Annotated in this window: 24 protein-coding genes and 1 pseudogene; 18 read left to right on the forward strand and 7 right to left on the reverse strand. The window is 37.6% G+C overall.

Annotated features, from left to right (window positions below; translation table 11 throughout):
* Positions 1-4 precede the first annotated feature (4 nt).
* The 4 genes from gspL to lexA all read left to right on the forward strand — a co-directional run bounded on the left by gspL (position 5) and on the right by lexA (position 2491).
* Positions 5-646, forward strand: a complete 642-nt coding sequence (gene gspL / locus B8W84_RS00395) for a type II secretion system protein GspL (protein WP_094751368.1) — start codon at positions 5-7, stop codon at positions 644-646.
* Entirely contained in the window at positions 634-1347 is a 714-nt protein-coding gene (locus tag B8W84_RS00400) for a type II secretion system protein N (protein WP_180706009.1), read from the forward strand. The genes gspL and B8W84_RS00400 overlap by 13 nt, the downstream gene beginning before the upstream one ends.
* Positions 1348-1797: a DUF3465 domain-containing protein gene (locus B8W84_RS00405; protein WP_094751370.1), complete on the forward strand. Its 450-nt coding sequence runs from the start codon at positions 1348-1350 to the stop codon at positions 1795-1797. It begins immediately after the preceding gene.
* Positions 1798-1861: 64 nt separating this feature from the next.
* The gene (gene lexA / locus B8W84_RS00410) at positions 1862-2491 is read left to right on the forward strand and encodes a transcriptional repressor LexA (protein ID WP_094751371.1); all 630 of its coding nucleotides are present in this window, start codon (positions 1862-1864) and stop codon (positions 2489-2491) included.
* Between the two features lie 285 nt (positions 2492-2776).
* Here lexA and B8W84_RS00415 read toward each other — a convergent pair.
* Together B8W84_RS00415 and B8W84_RS00420 are read right to left on the reverse strand one after the other, a co-directional pair.
* Positions 2777-3598 (reverse strand): annotated as a pseudogene (locus B8W84_RS00415) (IS3 family transposase); the annotation flags it as partial.
* A 216-nt stretch (positions 3599-3814) separates the two neighbouring features.
* Positions 3815-4777 (reverse strand): IS30 family transposase, encoded by a 963-nt coding sequence (locus B8W84_RS00420; protein ID WP_094751372.1) that lies wholly within the window; start codon positions 4775-4777, stop codon positions 3815-3817.
* A gap of 220 nt (positions 4778-4997) precedes the next feature.
* Here B8W84_RS00420 and B8W84_RS00425 point away from each other — a divergent pair, with 220 nt between their 5' ends.
* The 4 genes from B8W84_RS00425 to B8W84_RS00440 are packed head-to-tail and all read left to right on the forward strand — an operon-like array spanning position 4998 to position 9389.
* Positions 4998-6536, forward strand: a complete 1539-nt coding sequence (locus B8W84_RS00425; protein ID WP_094751373.1) for a PTS fructose transporter subunit IIC — start codon at positions 4998-5000, stop codon at positions 6534-6536.
* Positions 6533-6979, forward strand: a complete 447-nt coding sequence (locus B8W84_RS00430; RefSeq protein WP_094751374.1) for a PTS sugar transporter subunit IIA — start codon at positions 6533-6535, stop codon at positions 6977-6979. The genes B8W84_RS00425 and B8W84_RS00430 overlap by 4 nt, the downstream gene beginning before the upstream one ends.
* 27 nt (positions 6980-7006) lie before the next feature.
* Complete coding sequence (locus B8W84_RS00435) at positions 7007-8485, forward strand: hypothetical protein (RefSeq protein ID WP_094751375.1); 1479 nt, start codon at positions 7007-7009, stop codon at positions 8483-8485.
* Between the two features lie 49 nt (positions 8486-8534).
* Positions 8535-9389 carry an AraC family transcriptional regulator gene (locus B8W84_RS00440; RefSeq protein ID WP_094751376.1) on the forward strand — a complete coding sequence of 285 codons (855 nt, stop codon included), beginning with the start codon at positions 8535-8537 and terminating at the stop codon, positions 9387-9389.
* Here B8W84_RS00440 and B8W84_RS00445 read toward each other — a convergent pair.
* From B8W84_RS00445 to B8W84_RS00455, 3 genes are all read right to left on the reverse strand, one after another.
* Entirely contained in the window at positions 9386-10156 is a 771-nt protein-coding gene (locus tag B8W84_RS00445; protein ID WP_094751377.1) for a PTS sugar transporter subunit IIA, read from the reverse strand. The two genes, B8W84_RS00440 and B8W84_RS00445, sit on opposite strands and share 4 nt — an antisense overlap.
* Positions 10156-10461 carry a PTS fructose transporter subunit IIB gene (locus tag B8W84_RS00450; RefSeq protein ID WP_094751378.1) on the reverse strand — a complete coding sequence of 102 codons (306 nt, stop codon included), beginning with the start codon at positions 10459-10461 and terminating at the stop codon, positions 10156-10158. The genes B8W84_RS00445 and B8W84_RS00450 overlap by 1 nt, the downstream gene beginning before the upstream one ends.
* A gap of 125 nt (positions 10462-10586) precedes the next feature.
* Positions 10587-12458: a fructose-specific PTS transporter subunit EIIC gene (locus B8W84_RS00455; protein ID WP_094751379.1), complete on the reverse strand. Its 1872-nt coding sequence runs from the start codon at positions 12456-12458 to the stop codon at positions 10587-10589.
* A gap of 789 nt (positions 12459-13247) precedes the next feature.
* Between B8W84_RS00455 and B8W84_RS00460 the strand changes: the two genes are divergently transcribed.
* Positions 13248-16490 (forward strand): DEAD/DEAH box helicase, encoded by a 3243-nt coding sequence (locus B8W84_RS00460; RefSeq protein WP_094751380.1) that lies wholly within the window; start codon positions 13248-13250, stop codon positions 16488-16490.
* A 180-nt stretch (positions 16491-16670) separates the two neighbouring features.
* Positions 16671-18866, forward strand: coding sequence for an alpha/beta fold hydrolase (locus B8W84_RS00465; protein WP_094751381.1), 2196 nt, complete (start codon positions 16671-16673; stop codon positions 18864-18866).
* A gap of 180 nt (positions 18867-19046) precedes the next feature.
* On the opposite strand, the gene B8W84_RS00470 is transcribed toward B8W84_RS00465, so the two are convergent.
* Both B8W84_RS00470 and B8W84_RS00475 read right to left on the reverse strand, forming a co-directional pair.
* Positions 19047-19739, reverse strand: a complete 693-nt coding sequence (locus tag B8W84_RS00470; RefSeq protein WP_094751382.1) for a pseudouridine synthase — start codon at positions 19737-19739, stop codon at positions 19047-19049.
* The gene (locus B8W84_RS00475) at positions 19730-21688 is read right to left on the reverse strand and encodes a GNAT family N-acetyltransferase (protein ID WP_257797872.1); all 1959 of its coding nucleotides are present in this window, start codon (positions 21686-21688) and stop codon (positions 19730-19732) included. The genes B8W84_RS00470 and B8W84_RS00475 overlap by 10 nt, the downstream gene beginning before the upstream one ends.
* A 42-nt stretch (positions 21689-21730) precedes the next feature.
* On the opposite strand from B8W84_RS00475, the gene B8W84_RS00480 reads away from it, so the two are divergent.
* From B8W84_RS00480 to rplV, 8 genes are all read left to right on the forward strand, one after another.
* Positions 21731-21919 (forward strand): hypothetical protein, encoded by a 189-nt coding sequence (locus B8W84_RS00480; RefSeq protein WP_094751383.1) that lies wholly within the window; start codon positions 21731-21733, stop codon positions 21917-21919.
* A gap of 77 nt (positions 21920-21996) precedes the next feature.
* On the forward strand, positions 21997-22308 hold the full coding sequence (gene rpsJ, locus B8W84_RS00485) for a 30S ribosomal protein S10 (RefSeq protein ID WP_094751384.1): 312 nt from the start codon (positions 21997-21999) through the stop codon (positions 22306-22308).
* Positions 22309-22322: 14 nt separating this feature from the next.
* Entirely contained in the window at positions 22323-22961 is a 639-nt protein-coding gene (gene rplC, locus B8W84_RS00490; protein ID WP_094751385.1) for a 50S ribosomal protein L3, read from the forward strand.
* A 14-nt stretch (positions 22962-22975) separates the two neighbouring features.
* Entirely contained in the window at positions 22976-23581 is a 606-nt protein-coding gene (rplD, locus tag B8W84_RS00495) for a 50S ribosomal protein L4 (protein ID WP_015464030.1), read from the forward strand.
* On the forward strand, positions 23578-23877 hold the full coding sequence (gene rplW / locus B8W84_RS00500) for a 50S ribosomal protein L23 (protein WP_094751386.1): 300 nt from the start codon (positions 23578-23580) through the stop codon (positions 23875-23877). The genes rplD and rplW overlap by 4 nt, the downstream gene beginning before the upstream one ends.
* A gap of 11 nt (positions 23878-23888) precedes the next feature.
* Positions 23889-24716 (forward strand): 50S ribosomal protein L2, encoded by an 828-nt coding sequence (gene rplB, locus B8W84_RS00505; protein ID WP_094751387.1) that lies wholly within the window; start codon positions 23889-23891, stop codon positions 24714-24716.
* A 14-nt stretch (positions 24717-24730) separates the two neighbouring features.
* Complete coding sequence (rpsS, locus tag B8W84_RS00510; protein WP_015464033.1) at positions 24731-25006, forward strand: 30S ribosomal protein S19; 276 nt, start codon at positions 24731-24733, stop codon at positions 25004-25006.
* Between the two features lie 8 nt (positions 25007-25014).
* The gene (gene rplV, locus B8W84_RS00515) at positions 25015-25350 is read left to right on the forward strand and encodes a 50S ribosomal protein L22 (protein WP_094751388.1); all 336 of its coding nucleotides are present in this window, start codon (positions 25015-25017) and stop codon (positions 25348-25350) included.
* Position 25351 lies beyond the last annotated feature (1 nt).

The raw sequence follows: 25351 nt of genomic DNA on the forward strand, positions 1-25351 counted from the left end.
TGGCGTGACTGAACAGTTAATTATTCGCTTGGCAAGTGAATCTACACAGAAAAATCACTGGTTAATTTGGTCAGAAACTGAAAATGAGATCATTGCATCTGGCGAGGTTGACGATGCATTACAACTTAATTTATTAACTGAAAAAGCGCAGAATCGCTTAGTTATTTGTCTATTACCGGGTGTGGATGTCAATATTAGAGCGGTACCGATAAAAGGAAAATATAATCGGCATATACAACAAGCTTTACCTTACTTATTAGAAGATGACTTAGCGACAGATGTAGAAAAATTACATTTTAATGTGTTTTCCAAAGAGCGAGATTTAATTCATGTGGCATATTGCACCCAAAAAAAAATGCATATGTGGCTACATTGGCTTAGTGAAGCGCAACTAAATTGTCTGCAAATGATCCCTGAAGGGTTAGTTTTACCGATAGCTGAAGAAGGGCATTGGTCTGCAATTGAACTCGGTGAACAAGTAATTGTTCGTGAGAATAAAGAGATAGCTTGGAGTTGTGATCGATGCATGCTTTCAATCATTTTAGAAAGTAAAGCTCAAGAAAAATTAGATGATGATGATCTAATAAAAATTGATACTTATTCTGCCTCGTTATCTTTTTTGTTTGTTTTTATGTGTTGTCGCTAATAGCAACGCTTCCTGCAACATTATTACTACCTTTTTTAGCGGAAAATAAAGTATTAAAAGTGGATACGTTATCGGGAACAATATGGCATGGCTATGCGCAACAAATACGTTATCAGAAAAGCTATCGCTTAAGTGATCTTGAATGGTCGTTAAATGTGTGGTCTTTGTTAGCCCTCAAACTCAACGTTGATGTTAAATTTGCTAATAGTGCTCCTCGTTTTCAGGGGAAAGGTCAGGTGTCATTGAGTCTTACAGAGGCAAATATAAATCACCTCACAATGAATTTGGAGGCGACAGAGGTCTCACCTTATTTGGCATTACCTATTCCTATCGAGACACAAGGAGACATACAATTAGTGATCCAACAGGCAACTTTCGAAGGATTAAATTGTAAAAATATAGATGCGAGTGTGACTTGGCAAGATGCACGTATAAGCTCTGATGTGGGTAATATTAATTTAGCCAATGTAGATGTTGATTTAAGTTGTGCAAGGAACAGTTATATTGCAGAAGTGCTACAAGTCTCATCGGATTTAAAAACGGAAATACGAATTGATTTAAAAACCAATGGGAGTTATACACTGACTGGGAATATAAAAGAAGGTACCACGCTGGCAAAAAACATCCAACAAGGCTTGTCTTTTTTAGGTAAAAAAGAGCCCAATGGTAGCTTTGCATTATCATTTAATGGTCGTTTATAAATGTTTAAATTATGTCTCATAATATTATGTGTTTTTAGCCTATCTTCTTGTTTTGAAAAGCAAGATAAATTAGATCTTATGTACGCAGATAAAAGTAATGCATTAGAAAAAAGTCGGGATGATATTGCTTATCTAGAGTTTCTTTATAAGCAACAACGCAGTGCGAATATCAGCGCGCAAGGGCGAGTAATAAAAAGTTTACCAACACAATTAATCCCATATAAAGCCCAAATGTTTTTAGTGCGTTTAACATCAGGACAAAAATTAATTATTAAGCATAACATTGATACGGGGCAAGCCTTACCTGACTTAAAAGAAGGCGCCTTATTGACCTTTAAAGGTTTGTATAAATGGAATCGCCGAGGTGGAATGATTATTTTCACTTCACATAAAAACAAGAAAAACAAATTATCAGGTTGGTTAAAATACAACGATATCATTTATCAATAGACTAGCTTAATGTCATGTATAGATATACACTGTCTATATCAACAGTTTATGCTCGGAGATAGAAATGAAAGACTTAACCAAACGTCAAAATGAAGTGTTAGATGTTATCAAGGCATGTATTGAAAAAACGGGTATGCCCCCGACACGTGTTGAGTTGGCTAATTTACTTGGATTTCGTAGTGCGAATGCAGCAGAAGAGCATTTAAAAGCATTAGCTCGTAAAGGCGCTATTGAAATATTATCAGGTACTTCACGTGGTATTCGAATTATTACTACACATAAAAGTAATCAAGTTGTCATTGAAAAGGGCCTGCCATTAGTGGGCAAAGTCGCCGCAGGATCGCCAATTTTAGCGACGGAGCATATTGAAACACACTATGCGGTAGATCCTGCTTTATTTCACCCGCATGCGGATTTTTTATTGCGCGTGCAAGGTGAAAGTATGAAAAATATTGGCATTATGGATGGTGATTTATTAGCGGTACATAAAACACAAGACATTAATAACGGTCAAGTGGTGGTAGCTCGCATTGATGATGAAGTGACGGTAAAACGTTTTTACAAAAAAGGCAACGAGGTGTTATTAAAACCTGAAAATGAGGGTTTTAGCACCATAAAAATCGATCTTGAATTTGAATCTTGTACTATTGAAGGTATTGCTGTTGGCGTTATTCGCACGACAGATTGGATGTAATTAAACGCTTACAGCCACATTTTTCTCTACGGACGAATTATTATTTTGAATACTAGGTCGCCATAGATAAATAAGCATCAGAAAGAAGGTGTATGCTTGAAAGACCTTCTTACTGTGTAATACCGAGTGAATAAGTGTGATATTTAAGCGGATAAATGTTTATTCCAAAAAAGAGTTGTTCCTTGTTTCTCATCTTCTTGTAGGTCGGTATAACCTTGTTTTTTATAAATATTTTTGGCTATATTATTACTGGCGATAACTTCAAGATGATAAGTCCCTAGTTCTCTAGACAGATTTCAAGTTCTCAAAGTACACTTTTTCAAATTCATGAGGACTTACACCATTATTAGTACCATGTCTTCTTTTGGGATTATAGAAAAATTCAATGTAGTTAAAAACATCAGCCTTGGCTTCATCCCTTGTCTTGTAGATTTTACGCTTGATCCGCTCTTTTTTTAAGTTAGAGAAAAAACTTTCTGCTACCGAGTTATCATGACAATTTCCACGACGACTCATACTGACTTCCAGATTGTTCGCTTTAGTGAAAGCATGCCAATCATTACAAGTATATTGAACACCTTGATCGGAATGTATCAACACTTTATGTTTAGGCTTTCGTCGCCAAATAGCCATTAATAATGCATCGATTACCAAATCAGCACGGGGATCTTTTTTCATCGACCAACCAATCACTTTCCGTGAGAACAAGTCAATAACAACGGTTAAGTACAACCAACCTTGATGTGTTCGGATATAAGTAAAATCGGTTACCCAATATTTATTCGGTTCAGCTACATCAAACTGACGCTGTAACGTATTTTCAGCAATATGATGAACATTGCCTCCAGTAAAACCTCTATGGCGTTTATAACCTCGTATCGCTTTAATACCCGCTTGTTTCATGATTTTATAAACACGATTCTTGCCACACGTTTCACCTTCATCTTTTAAATCAAGCGTAATATTACGGTGGCCGTAAACAAAACCACTCTCGAGCCAGTATTGCTTAATTTTACCAAGTAAACGTTCATCCTCAATAGTTCGTTTACTTTTGGGCTGTTTTAGCCAAGCATAAAAGCCACTACGATTAGCAAAGTAAACACCACATTTTAAATGCTCTGTCATCACTTCATGATATGCAAATTCTTTACCGTTATCTGCTGTGATAGTAAAGACGGCCCCTTTAAAGGGCTGTAATAGCGCAATAGTCGCTGCGGTCACCGATCTCGCTGATTTGTCGTCAACCCGCATAGAGACTGTAAAACTGGTTTTCCGTTCGACAATAGTGACGCGGATTTCAGTCGCCAGTGCGACACCGCTTAATTATGCTACTAAACACATCGCATCGTAAACCTCATTTGGTGTTTTATAACCCAGTAATTTTCTAGGCCTGTTATTGAGTTTATTTTGAATCAAGGTAATTTCATCATCAGTGACTTTATCCAACGGCATGCCTTTGGGAAGATACTGACGTATTAGTCCATTATGGTTCTCATTTAGCCCGCGTTCCCAGGAATGGTAAGGATGCGCGAAATAGTTATCAGCACCCAGAGCCTTCTTTATTTGAGCGTGGTAAGCAAACTCTTTTCCATTATCAAACGTAATCGTGTGAAGTTGCTCTTTCTCTGGTAGTAGCAACTTAATAATAGCGGCGGTAACAACCTCAGCATGCTTTGATGGAACATGTGCAATCAGTGTCTTTTTACTCACGCGATCAGCTAATGTTACTAGGACTCCTTTATGGCCTTTACCAATGACAGTGTCAGCTTCCCAATCACCTATACGTACTTTATCCTCAACAATGCTAGGTCTTTCATCTATTGATATACGCCCAATTATTTGGCCTCTAGTCTCTGATGAACCTGTTCGTCTTTTATAAGGTTTTCTATGACGAAGATGTTTATGGAGTTCGCCTCCAGAGGCTTTATCTTTCTGAATAAACCCGTAAATAGTCGTAGCACAGACCCTCGTAAGTCCCTCCTTTTTAAGCCGACCTTTTATCTGCTCTGGACTCCATTGATGCATAATATTATCAGTAATCAGTGCTTGTACATCGGAGGTTAATTTTATATGCCTAGGTTTATTTTTGTGTCGTTGTTGTGCTACTTCTTGGGCTTGTTTAGGTCGATAACCTCGTAAACCGGTGTTACGTTTCACTTCTTTAGAAACCGTGCTGTGGTGCTTGTTAATTAAAGTCGCTATTTCACGATGAGAACGTTTTTCTGTTACCCCCTCATAAATTTGGTATCGTTCATCTTCGGTCAGTCGGGTATATGTATCTGGCATAGTGATCTCACATTGGGTTTTAGTCGACCGTGAGTTTCACCCACTGGCCATAAAAATTCAATGTGTCGCACTAGCGACTGAAATCCGCGTTTTAAAAAGTACACCCTAAGTCATAAATATTTACATTTATTTTCCATTATTTTTGTTTTGAGTTATTGATCCCATTATTTTAAGGCGGGAATTTACACAATGATTCTATAATTTTATGGGGAGTTGTTTAATGAGTTACACTATTGTTGCAATAACAGCTTGTGCTACGGGGATTGCACATACATATATGGCTGCTGAGGCATTTGAAATCGCGGCCGAAGATAATGCTTTTAAAATAAAAGTTGAAACCCAAGGTTCAATCGGAGCTGAAAACATATTGACAGAAGACGATATTTTAAATGCCGATGTGGTGATCATCGCATCGGATATTGATATTGATCTTACTCGGTTTGTGGGAAAAAAATTATATCAAACCCGCCCTAAGATGGCGATTAAAGATGCGATGGCTTTAGTTGAAATTGCCATCAAAGAAGGTGTTGTTTATGCCGACGAGGACTCGGAGTTAAGTTATATTAGCCTTGGTAAAACATCGGAAAATAGTTTTATTAAACATATAATGAGTGGCATCTCATATATGATACCGATGGTTATCTCTGCAGGTTTACTCTTGGCGATCGCTAATATTTATGCTTTTCAAAAAGATGATCTTGGGCATTTAGTGACATGGGGGTTTGATAAGTCAGATCCTATTGGTAATTTAATGTACCACCTATTTTTAGTCGGCAAAATTGGTTTTACGTTAATGATCCCTCTATTTGCTGGCTTTGTTGCAAACTCTATTGCCTCTCGGCCCGCTATTGCCCCTGCAATGATTGGTGCTTATATCGCTAACGATCCAAGTTTTCTCGGTACGGATACAGGGGGGGGCTTCTTATCTGCCATTTTAGTTGCTTTCCTTGTCGGCTACTTTGTTCGCTATCTCAAAATGTTACCTTGGCCTAAAATATTAAAACCTTTGTTACCGATTATGATTTTACCACTGTTAGCGACCCTATTTATTACGATGGTTGTGTTTTATTTGATAGGTGGACCAATCGCATCGGGTATGGGTGCATTATACGAGTGGCTTACTTGGTTAACGGCTAATTATTCGTCGTCTACATTCATCATCGGTGCGATTATTGGGGCTATGATAGGTTTTGATTTTGGAGGGCCGGTAAACAAAACAGCGTTAATATTTGGTACCGCTGTTTTTACCGATACGGTTGCTAAATATGGTATAGAAGGGGCAAATTTTGTACCTGCAACGGCCGCGCAAGCCGCTATTTCGGTTGCACCTTTAGGAATATTTCTAGCCTCTATTTTGTTTAAAAATAAGTTTACCGAGACGGAAAAGGTGTCTGCAAATTCAGCTTTTGGGATGGGAATTGTTGGTGTTACGGAAGGCGCAATCCCTTTTGCTGCTGCCAATCCGATACAAATGATCACTGCCAGTGTCATCGGCTCTGCATTAGCGGGTGGGTTAGTAGGTATATTTAATGTGAAATTTTATGGCGGTATTGGCTCGCCACTGGGCACTTTTGTAGGTTATATAGAACAACCTATTCCTTTTGTCACTTGGCTATTTTGTACTCTCTCAGGGATAACTGTAACCGCTCTTATTATAGGGTTTTGGCGTAAGCCTATTGTTGAGCTGAATAAATTAAAAACGAAACAAGAAATATCCGAAGAATCGATATCTATTAAAAAAATTAAGGAGTCACCATGAAAGCCGTATTTAAACCTGAACATATATTGCTCGATACGGAATCAAAGACGAAACTGCAAGCTTTCGCATTTATAGCCTCTCATGTAAAAGCGTTGGGTTATGTCTCCGATGCTAAAATTTATGAAGCGGGTTTAATTGATCGTGAAAATCAATCGAGTACAGGATTTACAGGAGGAATAGCTATTCCTCACTGTAAAGATGCAGTCGCGCTGTATGCTGGATTATTTGTCGTACGTTTTAGTCACCCAATTGAATGGGAAACGATGGATGAACAGTTGGTTAATACAGCAGTAGCATTAAGTATTCCAGAAGATGGAGATGACAGTAATATTCGTCTATTGACTAAATTATCACGCTCTATGATGCGAAAACCGTTTCGAGATGCTCTACAAAAAGGTGATGTTAATCAAGTTCAAGATGTGATTGCGATTGTGATTGCATAATCACTCTTGTTAAAAAAAGGCAGACTTATGACTAAAACATTTCATGTTATCGCACATACGCATTGGGATTTTGAATGGTATTTTTCTGCAAATGAGTCGCTTATTCAACTTGTTTATCATATGGATGAGGTGATGAGTGGCCTAGAAAGTGGACAATGTGATACCTATCTTCTTGATGGTCAGCTGAGTATTGTCGAGGAGTATCTCGCCCATTGCCCAGAGCAAACTGAGCGTTTTACGCGTTTAGTTCAGCAAGGTAAATTAAAAATTGGCCCTTGGTATACGCAAACGGATCAATTGATAATTGGAGGCGAGTCCATTGTGCGTAACTTAGTTGCGGGAATTAGACTCGGAGAAAAGTATGGTCTAGTAGAAAAAATCGGCTACGTGCCGGATGCGTTTGGGCAAAGTATTGATATGCCTAAAATTTACCGGGGTGTAGGTATTGATAAAACAGTATTTTGGCGTGGTTTATCTTCTGATATTTGTCAAAGTAGAGAGTTCACTTGGCAATGTGAAGATGGCAGTTCGGTGCTGGCTTATAATATTAAAGATGGTTACTTTGTTGGTTCGTATATTATTAATTTTGATGATCCAACTCCTCTTTGTTTGCAAGCTGAAAAAGGGGCGATGGCAAACAATATAGTGATCCCCTTAGGTGGAGATCAGCGTTACATAGATTTGAATATAAAAGAGCGTCTCGCTATTTGTGCATTGACTACTGCAAAGTATAAACTGATAGAAAGCAGCTATGCGCAATTTTTTGATGCTTTAGATAAAGAAAACCGAGAATTACCTCGTGTCAGTGGTGAATTTATTGATGCTCAGGTGTCTAAAATTCATCGCTCAATTTATTCTTCACGTTATGATCATAAGTATTTAAATGATAAAATAGAGCGTTGTTTGAGTTATCAGCTTGAACCTTTAATGGTCATGGCGGATGCGCTAGGAATCAAATCGAAAGTTTACCTCATTAACAGCATCTGGAAAACTATCATGCGCAGTCATGCACATGATAGTGCGGGAGGCTGTAATACAGATAAAACGAATAAAATCATATTATCGCGTTATGAAAAAGCAGATCAGATGTCGAGCTCTACGGTTGATTATTTAATTAGGAAAATGTCAGAATCTCAAATGCCGGAGGGTGATGGGGGGTTAGAAGGGCGATTAACATTATTTAATACATTACCTTATGAGCGACAACAAGAAATAATAGTGACAATATCAACGCAGAATCCCCATTTCATTTTACGTGATATGAATGGTGAAATCATTTATTTTGATGTTATTAAAATAAAAAAAACCTATCGAGGTTGTTTGAAAATAGATGAGGCTGAACATGATCCTGAACATTACTATTATCAAATCAAGATTGAATTTATTTATGCATTGCCTGCTTCAGGCTTTGTTAGTTTACAAGTTTGTGGTCAATCTCAGATAGAAATGACATCTAATCTGTCAATATCAATGCCAATATGCATATTTGCATTCCTAAAGGAATAAGGTGGCCCTAAAAATAAATATATAGGGCTATTCTTTTTATAGGAGAGCTATGTCAGATACATTTTATAATTTAATTGATACGCTTTTATCGGAAGCTGAAGAAATAGATAATATTTTCTTTGCGTATGATACACAAACACCTCCGCAATTTAGTTACCAAGTTAATTTTTCTCGTTTAGAATTAGTTATCTCGGGTACTTATAAAAATATCATAGAAGATAAACAAAAAAACATCGTAGAAGTGATCCTTCATGCTGGTGAGGTACTTTATATTCCTCCTAATTGTTGGAATAAACCTGCTTGGGATTCTAGTTGCTCTGTTTTGAGTATTTTGTTTGGTAAGCGCCAAGTGGGATTTAGCTTAGTGAGTAAAAATAAAAATGAGAAAGGGTTTTATGATGTACAAAAAGACAGTATACAAACGCGAGTTGGGCATAGTTTAGACTATATTCTGGCTGCGATTAATATATTGGCAAAAGAGAAAAACATACAATCAATAGATAAACATCTTATTTTAGCGTTACTAAGTTATTGCCAATCTATGTTATTTACTCCCAAACGCGATGTGAAAAAACGCAGTGAAGATTTATATCAAGGGATTTGCGTGTATGTGCAAGAAAATTTTCACCAACCTATTACTCGCTCAAGTATTGCTAAAAACTTTAATATTTCAGCAAATCATTTATCACGTTTATTTAAAAAACAAGGTTATATAACCTTAATTGATTATATTGTTTGGGTGCGTATTGATAGAGCTAAGTTTATGCTAAAAAAATATTCTTTGCGTTTAAATGAAATATCAACACGTTGTGGCTTTAAAGACGCAAACTATTTTTTGCGTGTTTTTAAAAATAAAACAGGCTACACACCTTCAGAATACCGTTCATTACATCATTTGATTTAGTACTTAAAACAATAAATAAGTAACGTTTCGATTTCTAGCGGATCATTAGATTGCAGCAATAGCTGGCTGAACGCAGGGTTAAGTAACATACAACTTAGCTTTATTATGCTTTTAAAAACTTGTGTAGATGCATTGCGGGGAAGAATGATTGCAATGATCAAATGAATATTAGAAAAGTGTGATGACCAATAAATATTTTTATCGGAGGGTAAAACAATAATCCATGGCTTATCGACGAGATCACTGATTATATGAGGCATGGCAATTTTACTGCTAATTCCGGTTGCTGATATTTTTTCACGCTCCAGTAATGCGCTTAATAAGGGCTTATAGTGAGTGCTCGTAATCATACGAGCCAAAGATAATAATATTTTGTTTTTTTTATATTGTGTCTCGGGATCTACCTTTTGCTGATGAAAGTAAAAGGGAAAAGGGGATTCGAGAGAATGTTGATAGGATAGAGTAACCTCATGTGCTACACGTTTATGATTGGTGTACAACATCTGAAAATAATCATTAATCAGGTCTGTAAACACCATACAACTTAGTTCTGCGTCTAAGCCTTCTATTTTTATTTGACATAAATCTCCAACGCGCCAATTTAAGCTCATTACTTTTAGAGCATATTTACAGTTGGCAAAACCACCTCTACTAATATTATGAATTTGAATCAGTGAATTAAAAAAACCAGCACTTCTTTTTAGAGCGCTTATTTCGCGCATCTCTAAAGCGGGTTTTTGGATAGAAAAAAAAATATGTTTTTGCATTATTTAGGTAGGCATGTTTTAAGTGTTTTTATTGCATCAATGAGGATGTCTTCAATGTTTAAAAAGAAAATATGAGAGCTATCGAAGCGATGAAGCTCATTTATTTTTATGTCGGATGCAATGATAACAATGTCTGCATTAGCTATTTCTTGGGCATTTAATTTATGTTCTATGCCCATTGCGCCTTGTGTTTCAACTTTTATATGTAAACCAAGGCTCTGTGCAGCTTGGGTTAATTTTTCGGCCGCCATATAAGTATGTGCTATACCCGTTGGACAAGCAGTTACTGCTACGATTTTTTGCATTTTATTGTTCCTTCTCATATTGTAAGGCTAGTTGTTTGATCTTATAGAGAAATGCTTAACAACCGAAGTTGTTAAGCATTTTATAATTTAGAAACCTTACTGCATATCATTTATTACACATAAACTTATTTGTTTTTAACATAAGCTTGTAATATTTGTTCTGCATTCCTCATCGCGTCTTTAGTGGTGGTCTCTATACGTGTAATATTGTTAAAGCGATGTACGTCTTTGACTGCAATATCATGTGCCATAATAACAACCTCAGCATTGTTAATATCGAGAGCGGTTAGGCGATTGCCAATACCATTACCGCTTTGCGTCTCTACTTTTATTTTTATACCTAATTTACGCGCAGCTTTTTCTAAGCTTTTAGCTGCGAGGAAAGTGTGCGCTACACCTGATGGGCATGCCGTAAGAGCAAGCACTTGCGCTTCACCTTCTGCACAAACTTCGATAATGGCATCTTCGAGAGAATCATCATCATCATCGTCTTCACAAATTGGTTTTTTAAGTAAGTTAACAATGATTGCTGTAGTGAGTGCGCCTGCAATAGTACCTACAATATAGCCAATTTTACCCTCAACAACCGGTAAGACAATCCAGCCACCCCAAGGTGCATGGTTAATCACTTGCATCATAAAGCCGACGATATTACCGACCATTCCCCCTGCAACGATGGCTGGAATAACGCGCAATGGATCTGCTGCAGCAAAAGGAATAGCGCCTTCTGTTATGCCTATCATACCCATAATAGCCGCCGCTTTACCTTCTGCGCGTTCATCTTTTTTATAGCGTTTAGGTGACAATATTGTTGCCAGAGCCATACCAAGAGGAGGTACACAAATGGCGATGCCCACGCCTCCCATTAGCCAAGGTTGATCTTGAACTTGAGTTTGTGCAAATAAGGTGGCGACCTTATTAATCGGGCCTCCCATATCAAAGGCAGTCATACCGCCCAGAATGGCGCCTAATAACATTTTACCACTGCCAGCCATACCACTTAACCAAAGGTTTAATGATTCCATCATATTAGCAATCGGTTGGCCGATAACCCACATTACCACTGCACAGGTTAAGAAAGTGCCGACAAGAGGGAATATAAAAATAGTACCTAAGGATGTCATTGCTTCAGACAGTTTGATGCGTTTAAGTTGTAACACAATAAATCCGGCAACAAACCCGACAACGATAGCGCCTAAGAAACCAGTATGATATTGATTAACAGCAATGTATGAGCCAATCATACCAGGGGCTAAACCTGGTTTGTCGGCAATAGAAAAAGCGATATAACCACCGAGTATCGCGGTAAATAAAGTGAGTCCTGCGATACCCATATTCCATATGTCGAGCAACACACCTGTTTTAGGGACATCACCTTTACCGAGTAACATCACGGAGAGAGAGAGTAAAACACCACCTGCCACAATGAAAGGGATCATATGCGAAGTACCGAACAATAAATGTTGTTTCATTCGCACTGTAAAAGGAGGTTGTGCCATTGTTTGTGTTCTAGGGGGAGTAGCTTGGGGTTTTGTTTGTGCTTTTTTTTCTTTTGCGGTTATTAATGCATATGCAGCATCGATACTTTTTGCTTGGCGAAGTTTGTCAATAAAACCATCTTCGATTAATTTTGTGGAAATTTGCGCTAAAACTTCAATATGCTGATTATCGCCACCATCTGGCGATGCAATGAGAAAAAACACATGTGATTTTTCATTGTCATCTGCGCCATAATCAATACCATTATGACTAATGCCTATTGCGACTGCTGGTTTTAATACTGCTTTACTTTTGGCATGTGGAATTGCGATACCTTCATCGAAACCGGTATTTGCTACATTCTCTCTTGTCCATACGTCTTTTAAAAATGCATCTTTATCCGATAAACATTGTGCTTTATCTAATAAATCAACCATTTCAATTAAGACATCAGTTTTATTATTTGCTTGTAAATTTAAGCAAATTAAATTTCGGGTTATCACTGATTCAATCTTCATATTACTCTCCATGTGTTACTTACTTACTTTTTCTAAATATTACTTAAAAAATGTTTTTATTTTTGCTTTTTATCAAGGAACATTGTGTTATTTAAGTATATAAAAACTAAAACGGAGGATTTGTTATTACGGCATATCAGTTTTTAGTAAGATCTCACCAATAAAGAAGGTGTTTACTGCAAACGCTTCTACCTGATTGGGATCTGGATGAGATCTTTTTATTACAGAAGAAAACTTTGTAGTAGAACGCTGGTGACTATTTGTTTTATTTACTAACATGGGGGGATTTGTTATTGCTTCATATCAGTTTGTAAAAAAGGTGATCAATGTTCGGAGCTCACGAAATTAAGTAGCTCATCGCCTTATCGGCTTATTAATCACCTTTTTTCTGACCAGATAGTTGATCGTAAAATAAGATAATAGAGTGAGTATTAATGCATTGTTATGTTTTGCTGTTTCATTTAGGTAAGAACAGAAATCTATATCACGCAAAAAAATAGAGTTCTGTAATTTGCGTTAATAAAGTATCAAGAAACCTTATTGCGATGACTTTATTGTATTTTAATTAATTAATTTAAACGAGCTGTTTTTAGGCTCGTTTTTTTATGCGTAGTTTTTATACCTCGCTCATATGAAGCGCTTCCCCTGCTGAAAACGTAAACTTATCTTTGCAAATAGCCTTTATATATACGAGAGATAAGAATATATATGAAAAAGTAGGATTAACTCTTTATTTATAAGCAATACCTCTTTAATATGATGGATCCATTCTTACCGTTGGTTACCTACATGCCTAAGATCACTGCACACGATATATCTACTAGTTTTGGCCGTAATATTATTGAAAGAGGCACTCTTTATTTTAAAGAATGCAGAGTATTATCTTGTGAGTTTGACGAAACAAATCATAAACTCAGTGGCAGTGTAAAAGGCAGAGCAGAAACACCTTATCAAACTAGTGCGAGTATAAACGTCTCGAATAAAGGTGGGTTTATCATTCAAAGTAATTGTACTTGTCCGGTGGGATGGAACTGTAAACATGCTGTCGCACTATTACTTGCTTATCAAGCAGACACGCCTAATTACAATATAGAAAACAGTTATAAAACTTGGTTTGAAACCTTGCAAGGGCAGTTACATAAGAAGAAAGAAAATACAATTCATAGTGCTTATCAAGGCTATTTCCGTCTTTCTTTTATTAAAACTGCTTATGATCATGGTTTACAATATATTCAAGTTGAATATGGATCTTTGCGTTTCCTTAAAGGTGAAAACATCAGTGTTTTTGTTGAAAAAGATCTGATTTCTATTGTTAATAATGAATCGTGGATGGAAAGTTATAAATGGGTTAAGACTGAAGATATTAATATTTTACAGTTATTGTTAGCAAAAGAAGGACGCGTGCCAAAGTTGCTTAAAACGACGTTACATACTGAGAATGATCAGTTGGCATTGCAAAAAATATTAGCAACAGGGCGTTGTTTTTGGAATGAATTTAGTTTGATTTTACACCCTTCTGAATCACGAGACTTGGCATTAGATTGGCATGATGATGAAGATTTTAAACAGCTTAATGTGAGTTTGGATGGTATTGATAACTGGTTGTTATTACCAACGCCAGAGCCGTTTTATATTGATACCGACAGTGGTAATGTCGGTCTTATCCAAAGTTCTTTTGGTCGTGAATGGATATTATCATTCTTACAAACGCCACCCTTAGCAAAAGAGCAATGTCAGCATTTCACCCAAGAAGTCTCATTACTTTTCCCCCAAAATGTACTTGCCAATCCCATCTACTATCCAACACGAGACATCTCATCCCCATTACGAGTAGTTTTATCCTTGAATGAGAAAAGAATAAAAGGTGAATTACTTTTTGTGGCTCGTTTATGTTTTCATTATGCAGAGTTACAACTTGATCCGATAGTTATTGAAACCCCGAAGCGTACTCAATTTATGTTTAATGATGAAATAATTAATATTAAACGAGATATTGAAGGTGAAACGTTAGCTATCTATGAATTTGAACAGTTGTGCTTATTAGACATTAGTATGTATGATCCGAAGCAAATTAAAACGTCTCATTTGTCAGGTATTTTAGCCCCTGAGCTCGGAGGATCTCAACAGTTTCAATGGTTATCTTTGTTAACTGCCCATAAAGCGCGTTTAGAAGTTTTGAATTGGGAATTTGATATTGCGGCGGATCTTGCTTTAAGTAGTGAAAAAATTGAGAGTATTGACATCGCTGTCGAAGATCAAGGTAATTGGTTTGATTTAGGTGTTTCAATTGAGGTTGAAGGTAAACGTATTGAACTTTTACCCTTATTATTAGAGTGGTTGCGTAATAATGAAAATTGGCGCCAAAATGATTTTGATATTCTTTTGGTGCAAGGCAACTCGCGTCCGTTGCGTGTTAAGCGTAGTTCAATTCAACCTATTTTATCTATTTTACAAGAACTGGGTGAAGTTCATAATGAGTCGATTAAACTACCTAAAAGCCATGCCGCATTACTCGCTCAACTTCCGGATATTAATAATTGGATTGGTGGTGAGCACATTCAAGCATTGGCCAGCAAATTAACATCTTTTAAAGGAATACAAGAGGTGCAGGTGCCGAGTTCACTCTGTGCTACATTACGTGATTATCAACTACATGGTTTAAATTGGTTACTTTTTTTAAATGAATATGGATTTTCAGGTGTATTAGCAGATGATATGGGCTTGGGTAAAACAGTACAAACATTAGCCTATCTGTTATATAAAAAAGAACAAAAAATGAGTTCTGCTCCTGCCTTAGTAATATGCCCTACGTCTTTGATTGGGAATTGGCTGAGTGAAACGAAGAAGTTCACCCCGACGATTAAAGTTTTAGTTTTGCATGGCGTAGAAAGGCATCAACATTTTGATACTCTTACCGAATATGATTTGGTGATCACCACTTATCCGCTTATTGGTCGTGATTTTAAGCATCTTAAAGAAATTGTTTTCTCAGATCTTATCTTGGATGAAGCTCAGACAATTAAAAATCCATTAGCTAAAATGACAAAAAGTATTAAGCAATTGAATGCTAAATGTAGATTATGTTTAACCGGTACTCCAATGGAGAATCATTTAGGGGAATTGTGGTCTTTGTTTGACTTTTTAATGCCTGGTTTCTTGGGTAATTACAGTACATTTAATCGTGTTTATCGAAAAGGTATTGAAGGCGAGGGAAATCAGCAGATACAAAGTTGGTTAATACAAAAAACCCAACCTTTTTTATTGCGTCGAACGAAAGATGAAGTTGCCAAAGAATTACCTGAAAAAACCGAAATTATACATAAAATAATATTACCGAATGATCAACGAACTTTATATGAAAGCATTCGTATTACGATGGAAGCTAAAGTTCGTGATTTACTAAAAGAAAAAGGGATGGCTCGTAGTCGTATTGAGTTTTTAGATGCGCTATTAAAATTACGACAAGCGTGTTGTGATCCTCGTTTAGTTAAGCTAGAGCATGCTAAAGAAGTAAAAAGCTCTGCTAAATTAGATTTTTTAATGCATATGTTATTAGAAATGGTAGAAGAAGGGCGTCGTATTTTAATATTTTCTCAATTTGCAACTATGCTAACTTTAATAGAAGAAGAATTGATCGCTAAGAATATAGATTTTGTGAAATTAACGGGGCAAACTCGAGATCGCAGTACCATTATAGATCGCTTTCAAAGTGGTGAAGTACCTATCTTTTTGATCTCTTTAAAAGCCGGTGGAGTAGGCTTAAATCTAACTGCCGCTGATACGGTTATTCATTATGATCCATGGTGGAATCCTGCGGTAGAGAATCAGGCAACGGATAGGGCTTATCGTATTGGCCAAGATAAACCTGTTTTTGTGTATAAATTGATTTGTGAGCAAACGGTTGAAGAGCGCGTATTGGCGTTACAAGCGCGTAAACAGAAACTGGCTGACAGCGTGTATGGTAAAGATCAACATGCTAAGTACGCACCAGATAATAGTGATGCTTTACTAAAATTATTTGAGCGTTATTAAAGATAATTGTTATCTAAAAATCAAGTGTGAAGTATTAACAATTTCGTTGTAATAAAGGAGTACCTAAAAGAGATATATGGAGATTATATTAAATATAATCTCCATTCATGTAACCATCTCATTAAATACATTGATAGCAATGAGGTGGTATTCTAAATGTTATATGACGGAGGATAGAGTATGCATTCGAAATCTACTTTAGAAAAAGCCAATCATTCTTTCCGTTTCTCTGCTCTTATTATCCGAGCGATTAGGCGCTTTAGCCGTACCTCCGTATCGATAGAAGGAGAGGAAAATCTACGCAGTGCTCCCACTATTTTTGTTGTTAATCATTTTACGCGTTTAGAGACTGGGTTATTACCGCAAATATTATATAGCTACAATGAGCAAATGGTGCATTCACTTGCAGATAGTGCTTTATTTGAGGGTAAATTCGCTCAATATTTAGAATCAATCGGCGCTTTTCCGGTTAATTTGCCCGGACGAGATGAAAAAATCATTGCGGAATTGATGCGAGGCTCTTATAACTGGATAATTTTTCCAGAAGGAGCAATGATAAAAAACAAAAAAGTTGTTGGAAAAAGGTGCTTTCAATTAGAGTTAAGTGGCAACATACGAGCACCACATACAGGGGCTGCTATTTTGGCCTTAAAGTGCTATTTAATCAAAAAAGAATATAAGAAAGCATTATCGGAAAACAATATAGAATTGGTACGTTTTTATGAAAAAACGTACCAATTAAATGGTACACATGATCTTGCACCTTTAGATTTATGCATTATCCCTGTTAATATCACTTATTATCCTTTGCGCCCAGGTAAAAATCTATTGGCAACTGGGGTAAGTTTATTGATTAAAGATCTTTCACCTAAATTAGAAGAAGAGTTATTAGTTGAGGGCAAAATATTATTTAATAAAGATAGTGACATATCAATAACTTTTGGCAAAGCTATTGATTTACAAGATTTCAGTAAATCATATCGGCGTATTTTTGATTATTTGCTACCCTTTTTATCTCCTAGTATGCGTATTAATTGTTTAATAAAATTAATGGGGTCGCGTTTGACCCAACTTTTTATGGGCCGAATTTATCGACGATTATCCATTAACATGGATCATATTATTGCAACTCAGTTACGGTTTGTACCGTTAGCGGGGATTAATGAATTTATTTTTAAACAACAAATATATTTGGCTTGTATTATTATAAAATCGCGTGATCAGCGCCATTTACACCATAGTTTAAACAATCATATTATTAATTTGATTGTGAAATCGTCCTATCAGCCTTACGATAATTTTATGGCGTTAGCTTTAAAAGAAAAAGTGATATCGATAAAAGATAAGCGTATTTTTGTACATCCTGAAGTGCTTTTTTCTGGGGCGCCTTTTCATAGCATGCGCATTGATAATATTATTGCAGTATTATTAAATGAATTTGAAGTCATGAAGCATTCTGTCGCTCTGATCAAAAAAATTAGTCGTTATTCTGAAAAAAAACTTGTTAAGGAAATTGCGCGAGTGACGCAACAACGAGATCTTAGAATTTACGAGCAAGAAAGGCAATGTTATACACGACAAGAAGCGTTAAAAAGGAAGGATATTGGGAAACCTCGTTTTTTAATGGGTGATAAAAAAAAATTAGGCATTGTTTTAGCACATGGTTTTTTAGCCTCTCCGGGCGAAGTATTAATGCTTGCACAAGCGTTAAATAAATTGGGGTATGGTGTTTATATAGTGCGTTTAATTGGTCATGGCACGCACCCTGAAGCGTTACAAGGCATTACAGTTGCAGACTGGCGTTTGTCTTATCAGCGCGCTTATTCTATTGTAAGTTGTCACCATGATAAAGTGCTATTGACTGGGTTTTCTGCGGGGGCATTATTGGCTTTACTGCAAGCAGCCCAAGGCGATGAAAATCTATTTGCTACGGTGCTGGTGAATCCAGCATTGAATTTATGCAAAAAAAGTGCTTATTTTTTACCTTTTTTTGAACGTTGGGACCAAACGATGCAATATTTATCTTTACCCGCGGGTAAGGTGAATTATATTGAAAATAAAACCCAATATAAAGAAACAAACTATACAAAAATGTATATTTCTGGACTGAGCTGTTTAATTCAATTACAAGATCTTTGTGTTGAAGCTTTACCCCAAATAAAAACACCTTTATTTGTAATTCAATCGGATAGGGATCCTATTGTTGATGTAAGTGGCGCTCAAAAAATAATCAAAAATGTCGCTTCATTACATAAACAATTGTTATGTATAAAAAGTACAGAGCATCATATTATTCGCACGGATAATGGTGAATTTATTGCAAAATTAATGCATAAGTTTATTCAAAATCTACAAAATAAATCGGTAGTGGATTGAGTTGCTGAATATAAAACTTCGGTATATTAAGGGCAATATCGCAACGTATTGATATCTTGTTGTTAAATCATGGGCGGTGTTATTTTAAAGGATACCTAAAGAGTGATGGCGTTAATTCAGTAGAAGAATATTAATTTCCTGGTCAATTAACGTCATCATTTTTTATATTAAAGAAAACCTTTATTTGATACTGCTTATCTCTTTTTCTGTTAAATAACGCCATTCACCTAGTGCGAGTTTGCTATCTAGCTCAATGTCGCCAATCTTCTCTCTATGTAGCTCTATTACTAAATTTCCAACCGCCGCAAACATCCGTTTTACTTGATGGTATTTACCTTCGGCAATGCTTAATATAACCTCAGTTGAAGACAAAATCTCCAATTCTGCAGGTAAACAAGGCAGTGGTTCACTTTTAAGTTGAACGCCTGTTTTGAAAAGTGCGATCGCATCTTCACTAATAGGAGCATCGAGTCCCACTCTATAACGTTTAATGCATTTATTACGTGGGCTAGTAATTTTATGCGACCATTTCCCGTCATCGGTGATTAATGTAAGACCCGTTGTATCTTCATCTAAACGGCCAGCAATAAAGAGTTGTTCTTTTTTATCGGCTTCAATGAGGTTAAATAAACTAGGTAATTGCTCATCTACATTCGAGCAAATATAATGCTCGGGTTTATTGAGCATGATATAACGTGGCCCTCTGATTGAAATGGCTTTGCCATCAAAAAATATTTGCGCGTTTTTCTTGGGTTTATAAGCGCAACTACGGATGATTTTATCATCACAAGTAATACGGCCTTGGCTAATGACTTTTTTAGCTTGGCTACGAGTGAGGGTGGTTGACTCACAAATGGTTTTATCTAAGCGCATGATATTTCTTCTATTAATTGTTTAATGGTAGTACGTAACGTAAATTGAGCTTGTTGCTTTCCTTGCATATGGCAGTGAAGACAAATTTCAGCCCAACTTTTATTTTGGATGATTTTTTGTATTGTAAGCTTTTGTTGCGCTTTATCCAACACACATAACGAATTGTTAAAAATAAGTGCAATTAAAGATTGCTCAACAAACTCATAAGGTAACTTGCCATTAATATAACTATTGAGCGAGACCAGATCTTGTGGTGCCGTTTGTTTTTTTAGATGCACCTCTTTGAGTAGATGAACAATTAAGGAACTATCAAGTTGCTGTAAATGACGAGTTATTTGAGTGCTCAATTGTTGATGGAATGGTTGTTGAATCTTTAGATGTAATTGTTGTGCGCGAACGGAAAGAGGGAGGTTTACGATAAAAGAGTGCGTCGCACTGCTTTTGTCTTGGGTCATGCCGATACGTAATGTACTAAAGCCTAAGCTTTGCCAAAAAGGCAGTAATTGTTTTGTGGCTCCAAAAGAAGCACAGAGATGATCCATATTATGTTGTATGGCCCAATGTTTTATTTTTTGTAAAAAAATATGTCCTAAACCTTGCCCTTGGAGGGTCGGATGAATTGCAATTCGTTGAATTCGCGCATAGCGATGCTCTGCTGCATTTATTTGAGCGCAGTGAAAAGTTAGAGATTGAGCGACTAAATGACCTTTAATTCGCCGTTTCCCTAAATAGATATCTTCACATAACGCCGCGCTTAGCTCGCCTTCATTGTTAATTATGGCGACACCGAGCAGTTGTTTTTGTTGGCAAAGAAGCAAAATAGATAATTGTGGGTTATTAAGTAGTTGCTCTAAATCAGAAGGTTTAGTTTGGTAGTGTGCAATGACTAAAAGTGAGAATAAAGTGGTTAGTAAAGATGCATCCTGAACTAATTCTACGGCCCTCATATGAATAAATTGTACTTCGTCTTTTTTGCTATAAAAGGGGTTGATAGTTGCGCTTTGAGTCAAGCAGAGTGAGTTTAAGGTAAATGTTTCAACGGGGTCGTTTTTATCCCAGCGAATAGGTTGCTCTAAATGTAAGGCGCGCCATTGTGGTGTGATTTTATCAAGTTCTTGTTGAAAGCGTAACGCAAAACCTCTGCCAGATCCTTCATAGCCGTCTAAGGTGGTTGCAAAAACGATTCTCGAATAATGCATACTTATTTTCATCAGCAAAGGCACCGGTATCGCGGCCGCTTCATCGATAATAAGTAAGTCGCAATTTGGTTTCTGTGTAAGTAACGCATCGGGAGCAATAAATTGCAGCTCACTATTTGCTTTGCAATGGCGAAACACTGTGGCACAGGCATTTTTGTTGGGTGCACAAATTAATATTTTTTGATAACCCATTGTAATTAATTGGGCGCTTGCCATACCTAATGCCGCCGATTTTCCTCTGCCTCTATTTGCGCTTAGTACTAACGGCCTGCGTCGCTTGCCGGTCACTGTTTTTATAATCGCGTGGATGGCTTGTTGCTGTTGTTCGAGATGTAAGTTGTTTTTTTGTGCAGAGTATCTGATTAGGGTTGTTATTGGTCGGTGATTTTCTTGGATGACTTGAAAGGGGTACAGCTTAAGTTTTGCATCTATATATTGATAGAAAATGTCTTGTTGTTTAATTTTAGTCGGGCCTAGTAACAAAAGGATACCGTTACCGCAGAGAGTTCCACTACTTGCAGCAAACAAATTAGCGTCAAAGCTTTGATGCGCATTGATTATCAAAAGAGAGGTTTCTTGTCCTAAAATTTGGCTATATTGTGTTGTCGAGATAGTGTCCGGTCCATCACCTAACCAAAAATAAGGTATATTCATATTTTCGATGATGCGTTTGGACTCACGATAGCACCAAGAGAGTGATCCATTTAAACGAATTAATTGGCGGTGGTTGTGGGTCTGATTACTATGCACCTGTCATCCTATATAGAGCTTCCTAATCGGGTAGTCTAGCAGATGATCGAGCCGGGATCTTTTTGTTTGTTTTTCGAACAGTCCTTTAATAAAAAGCTTGTATTACTCATTGGTTTCTGTATTATGCAACTACCTGCTTATGTAGCAGGCGGGCAACAGGCCCATAACCTAAAATTAAGTTTAGACTTAGGTTATCAAAAGCTTCCGATTGGGAAGCATGAGTTTGAATAGACACTTGAAATCTATCTAGTATAGGTTGTCAGGTGTTTATTTGTATGTAGTATTTTTAACTATTGGAGTTTTGGTCCATGCAGAACCAAAGAATCCGTATTCGCCTTAAAGCTTTTGATCACAAGTTGATCGATCAATCAACGGCGGAAATCGTTGAAACTGCAAAGCGCACAGGTGCTCAGGTACGTGGTCCTATCCCACTACCTACTCGTAAAGAGCGTTTCACTATACTAATATCACCGCATGTAAATAAAGATGCGCGTGACCAGTATGAGATCCGCACTCACAAGCGCTTGATTGATATCGTAGAACCAACTGAAAAGACTGTTGACGCATTAATGAAGCTAGATTTAGCTGCTGGCGTTGACGTTCAAATCAGCTTGGGTTAGAAGGAGTTACAACAATGACAATCGGTCTAGTAGGTCGTAAAATTGGTATGACTCGCATCTTCACTGAAGATGGTGTTTCTATCCCAGTTACAGTTCTTGAATGTACACCTAACCGCGTTACGCAAGTTAAAACACTTGATACTGATGGCTACCAAGCTATCCAAGTAACAACTGGCACTAAGAAAGCTAGTCGTGTAACAAAACCAGAAGCTGGTCATTTTGCGAAAGCAGGTGTTGAAGCGGGTCGTGGTCTTTGGGAGTTCCGTCTCGAAGAAAACGAAGGTACAGATATCAAAGTTGGCGCTGAGCTAAGTGTTGAGCTTTTCAATGATATTGCGAAAGTAGATGTAACAGGTCAGTCTAAAGGTAAAGGTTTCCAAGGCGGAATTAAGCGTTGGAACTTCTCTATGCAAGATGCAACTCACGGTAACTCACTATCACATCGTTCAAATGGTTCGATTGGTATGTGTCAAACCCCGGGTCGTGTTTTCAAGGGTAAAAAAATGTCTGGTCACATGGGTGCTGAGCGTGTAACGACTCAGAATCTTGAAGTTGTACGTGTTGATGTTAAACGTAACTTACTGCTCGTTAAAGGTGCAGTACCTGGTGCGAAAAACGGCAACGTGTTCATTAAACCTGCTGTTAAAGCATAACCAAGGATTTAGTAATGGAATTGGTATTGAAAGATGCACAAAGTGCACTTGAAGTTTCTGACGCTACCTTTGGACGTGAATTCAACGAAGCCCTAGTTCATCAGGTAGTCGTTGCGTATGCAGCTGGTGCTCGTCAAGGTACTCGTGCTCAAAAAAATCGTTCTGATGTTAGTGGTGGTGGTAAGAAGCCATGGCGTCAAAAAGGAACGGGTCGAGCTCGTGCCGGTACAATCCGTAGCCCTATTTGGGTTGGCGGTGGTGTTACTTTTGCTGCGCGTCCACAGGATCACAGCCAAAAAGTAAACCGTAAAATGTATCGCGGTGCAGTGAGAAGCATTCTGTCTGAACTTGTTCGTCAGGATCGTCTAATCGTTGTAGAAAACTTTACAGTTTCAGCTCCGAAAACCAAAGAGCTTAAAGCGAAACTAAAAGAAATGGATCTGAAAGACGTTCTGATTATTACTGAAGAATTAGATGAAAATCTATTCTTAGCAGCACGTAACCTCTACAAAGTAGATGTTCGTGATGTTCAAGGTATTGATCCAGTAAGTCTTATCGCGTTTGATAAAGTTGTGGTAACTGCTAGCGCAGTTAAAAAGATTGAGGAGAGCCTAGCATGATTAGTGAAACACGCTTATTGCAAGTTATCCTAGCACCGCATGTCTCTGAAAAGGGAACTTTATCTGCAGAAAACCATAATACAATGGTATTCAAAGTTGCAGTTACTGCAACGAAAGCAGAAATCAAAGCGGCAGTTCAAAAACTATTTGAAGTTGAAGTGACTGGTGTTCGCACATTAAACGTGAAGGGTAAAACCAAGCGTACAGGTCAACGTGTGGGTCGCCGTAGCGACTGGAAAAAAGCATACGTTACACTTGTTGAAGGTGCAGACATCGATTTCGCTGGCGCTGAGTAGAGGAATTATTAATGGCTATTGTAAAATGTAAACCTACCTCGCCAGGTCGTCGCCACCTTGTTAAAGTGGTAAATCACGAACTGCACAAAGGTAAGCCATACGCCCCACTTTTAGAGGCTAAATCTAAATCTGGTGGTCGTAATAATGGTGGTCGTATTACGGTTCGTCATATCGGTGGTGGTCATAAACAACACTATCGTATTGTTGACTTTAAACGTAATAAAGACGGTATCCCGGCAAAAGTTGAGCGTTTGGAATATGATCCAAACCGCAGTGCAAACATTGCACTTGTACTTTATGCTGATGGTGAACGTCGCTATATTCTAGCGCCTAAGGGCCTAGTTGCTGGTGATATGATCCAATCTGGTGAAGATGCAGCTATCAAAGTGGGTAACACTTTGCCAATGCGTAACATCCCAGTAGGTACAACAGTACACGCTGTAGAAATGAAACCTGCTAAAGGTGCACAAATTGCACGTTCAGCTGGTGCTTACAGTCAAATCGTAGCTCGTGATGGTGCATATGTAACTCTACGTTTACGTAGTGGTGAAATGCGTAAAATCCCTGTTGAGTGTCGTGCAACAATCGGTGAAGTTGGTAATGCAGAACATATGCTACGCCAATTAGGTAAAGCTGGAGCTACGCGTTGGCGTGGTATTCGTCCTACCGTTCGTGGTGTTGTAATGAACCCAGTAGATCACCCACATGGTGGTGGTGAAGGTAAAACATCCGGTGGTCGTCATCCTGTTTCTCCTTGGGGTGTACCAACGAAAGGTTACAAAACTCGTAAGAACAAGAGTACTGATCAGTACATTGTTCGTCGTCGTAATAAGAAATAAGCAGAGGTATCGCCATGCCACGTTCTCTCAAGAAGGGTCCATTCATTGACCTACACTTGCTGAAGAAGGTAGAGAAAGCGATGGAAAGCGGAGAGAAAAAGCCAATTAAGACTTGGTCTCGTCGCTCAATGATCATTCCAGATATGATTGGTCTAACCATCGCTGTCCATAACGGGCGTCAACACGTGCCAGTATTTGTAACTGACGAAATGGTCGGTCAAAAACTGGGTGAATTTGCACCAACTCGTACTTTCCGTGGCCATGTCGCGGATAAGAAAGCGAAGAAATAGAGGTTATTATGGAAGCTTTAGCTAAACATTTATATGCTCGTTCTTCTGCTCAGAAAGCGCGTTTGGTTGCGGATCAAATTCGTGGTCTTTCAGTAGAAAAAGCACTAGAACTTTTAGCATACAGCCCTAAGAAAGCTGCCGTGTTAATTAAGAAAGTTGTAGATTCTGCTATCGCAAACGCTGAGCATAATGAAGGCGCGGATGTTGATGAACTCGTTATCACAAGTATTTTTGTGAACGAAGGTCCAACAATGAAGCGTATTATGCCTCGTGCGAAAGGCCGTGCCGATCGTATAATGAAGCGTTCTTGCCACATCACAGTAGTGGTATCAGACAGGGGTTAAG

Origin of the sequence: Psychromonas sp. CD1, assembly GCF_002239585.1 — a bacterium.
Lineage (GTDB): Bacteria > Pseudomonadota > Gammaproteobacteria > Enterobacterales > Psychromonadaceae > Psychromonas.

Excerpts from the sequence above, each read along its gene's own strand:
- B8W84_RS00405 (WP_094751370.1), top strand. The coding sequence starts at position 1,348 with ATGTTTAAATTATGTCTCATAATATTATGTGTTTTTAGCCTATCTTCT.
- lexA (WP_094751371.1), top strand. The coding sequence starts at position 1,862 with ATGAAAGACTTAACCAAACGTCAAAATGAAGTGTTAGATGTTATCAAG.
- B8W84_RS00420 (WP_094751372.1), bottom strand. The coding sequence starts at position 4,777 with ATGCCAGATACATATACCCGACTGACCGAAGATGAACGATACCAAATT.
- B8W84_RS00425 (WP_094751373.1), top strand. The coding sequence starts at position 4,998 with ATGAGTTACACTATTGTTGCAATAACAGCTTGTGCTACGGGGATTGCA.
- B8W84_RS00430 (WP_094751374.1), top strand. The coding sequence starts at position 6,533 with ATGAAAGCCGTATTTAAACCTGAACATATATTGCTCGATACGGAATCA.
- B8W84_RS00435 (WP_094751375.1), top strand. The coding sequence starts at position 7,007 with ATGACTAAAACATTTCATGTTATCGCACATACGCATTGGGATTTTGAA.
- B8W84_RS00440 (WP_094751376.1), top strand. The coding sequence starts at position 8,535 with ATGTCAGATACATTTTATAATTTAATTGATACGCTTTTATCGGAAGCT.
- B8W84_RS00445 (WP_094751377.1), bottom strand. The coding sequence starts at position 10,156 with ATGCAAAAACATATTTTTTTTTCTATCCAAAAACCCGCTTTAGAGATG.
- B8W84_RS00450 (WP_094751378.1), bottom strand. The coding sequence starts at position 10,461 with ATGCAAAAAATCGTAGCAGTAACTGCTTGTCCAACGGGTATAGCACAT.
- B8W84_RS00455 (WP_094751379.1), bottom strand. The coding sequence starts at position 12,458 with ATGAAGATTGAATCAGTGATAACCCGAAATTTAATTTGCTTAAATTTA.
- B8W84_RS00460 (WP_094751380.1), top strand. The coding sequence starts at position 13,248 with ATGCCTAAGATCACTGCACACGATATATCTACTAGTTTTGGCCGTAAT.
- B8W84_RS00465 (WP_094751381.1), top strand. The coding sequence starts at position 16,671 with ATGCATTCGAAATCTACTTTAGAAAAAGCCAATCATTCTTTCCGTTTC.
- B8W84_RS00470 (WP_094751382.1), bottom strand. The coding sequence starts at position 19,739 with ATGCGCTTAGATAAAACCATTTGTGAGTCAACCACCCTCACTCGTAGC.
- B8W84_RS00480 (WP_094751383.1), top strand. The coding sequence starts at position 21,731 with ATGATCGAGCCGGGATCTTTTTGTTTGTTTTTCGAACAGTCCTTTAAT.
- rpsJ (WP_094751384.1), top strand. The coding sequence starts at position 21,997 with ATGCAGAACCAAAGAATCCGTATTCGCCTTAAAGCTTTTGATCACAAG.
- rplC (WP_094751385.1), top strand. The coding sequence starts at position 22,323 with ATGACAATCGGTCTAGTAGGTCGTAAAATTGGTATGACTCGCATCTTC.
- rplD (WP_015464030.1), top strand. The coding sequence starts at position 22,976 with ATGGAATTGGTATTGAAAGATGCACAAAGTGCACTTGAAGTTTCTGAC.
- rplW (WP_094751386.1), top strand. The coding sequence starts at position 23,578 with ATGATTAGTGAAACACGCTTATTGCAAGTTATCCTAGCACCGCATGTC.
- rplB (WP_094751387.1), top strand. The coding sequence starts at position 23,889 with ATGGCTATTGTAAAATGTAAACCTACCTCGCCAGGTCGTCGCCACCTT.
- rpsS (WP_015464033.1), top strand. The coding sequence starts at position 24,731 with ATGCCACGTTCTCTCAAGAAGGGTCCATTCATTGACCTACACTTGCTG.
- rplV (WP_094751388.1), top strand. The coding sequence starts at position 25,015 with ATGGAAGCTTTAGCTAAACATTTATATGCTCGTTCTTCTGCTCAGAAA.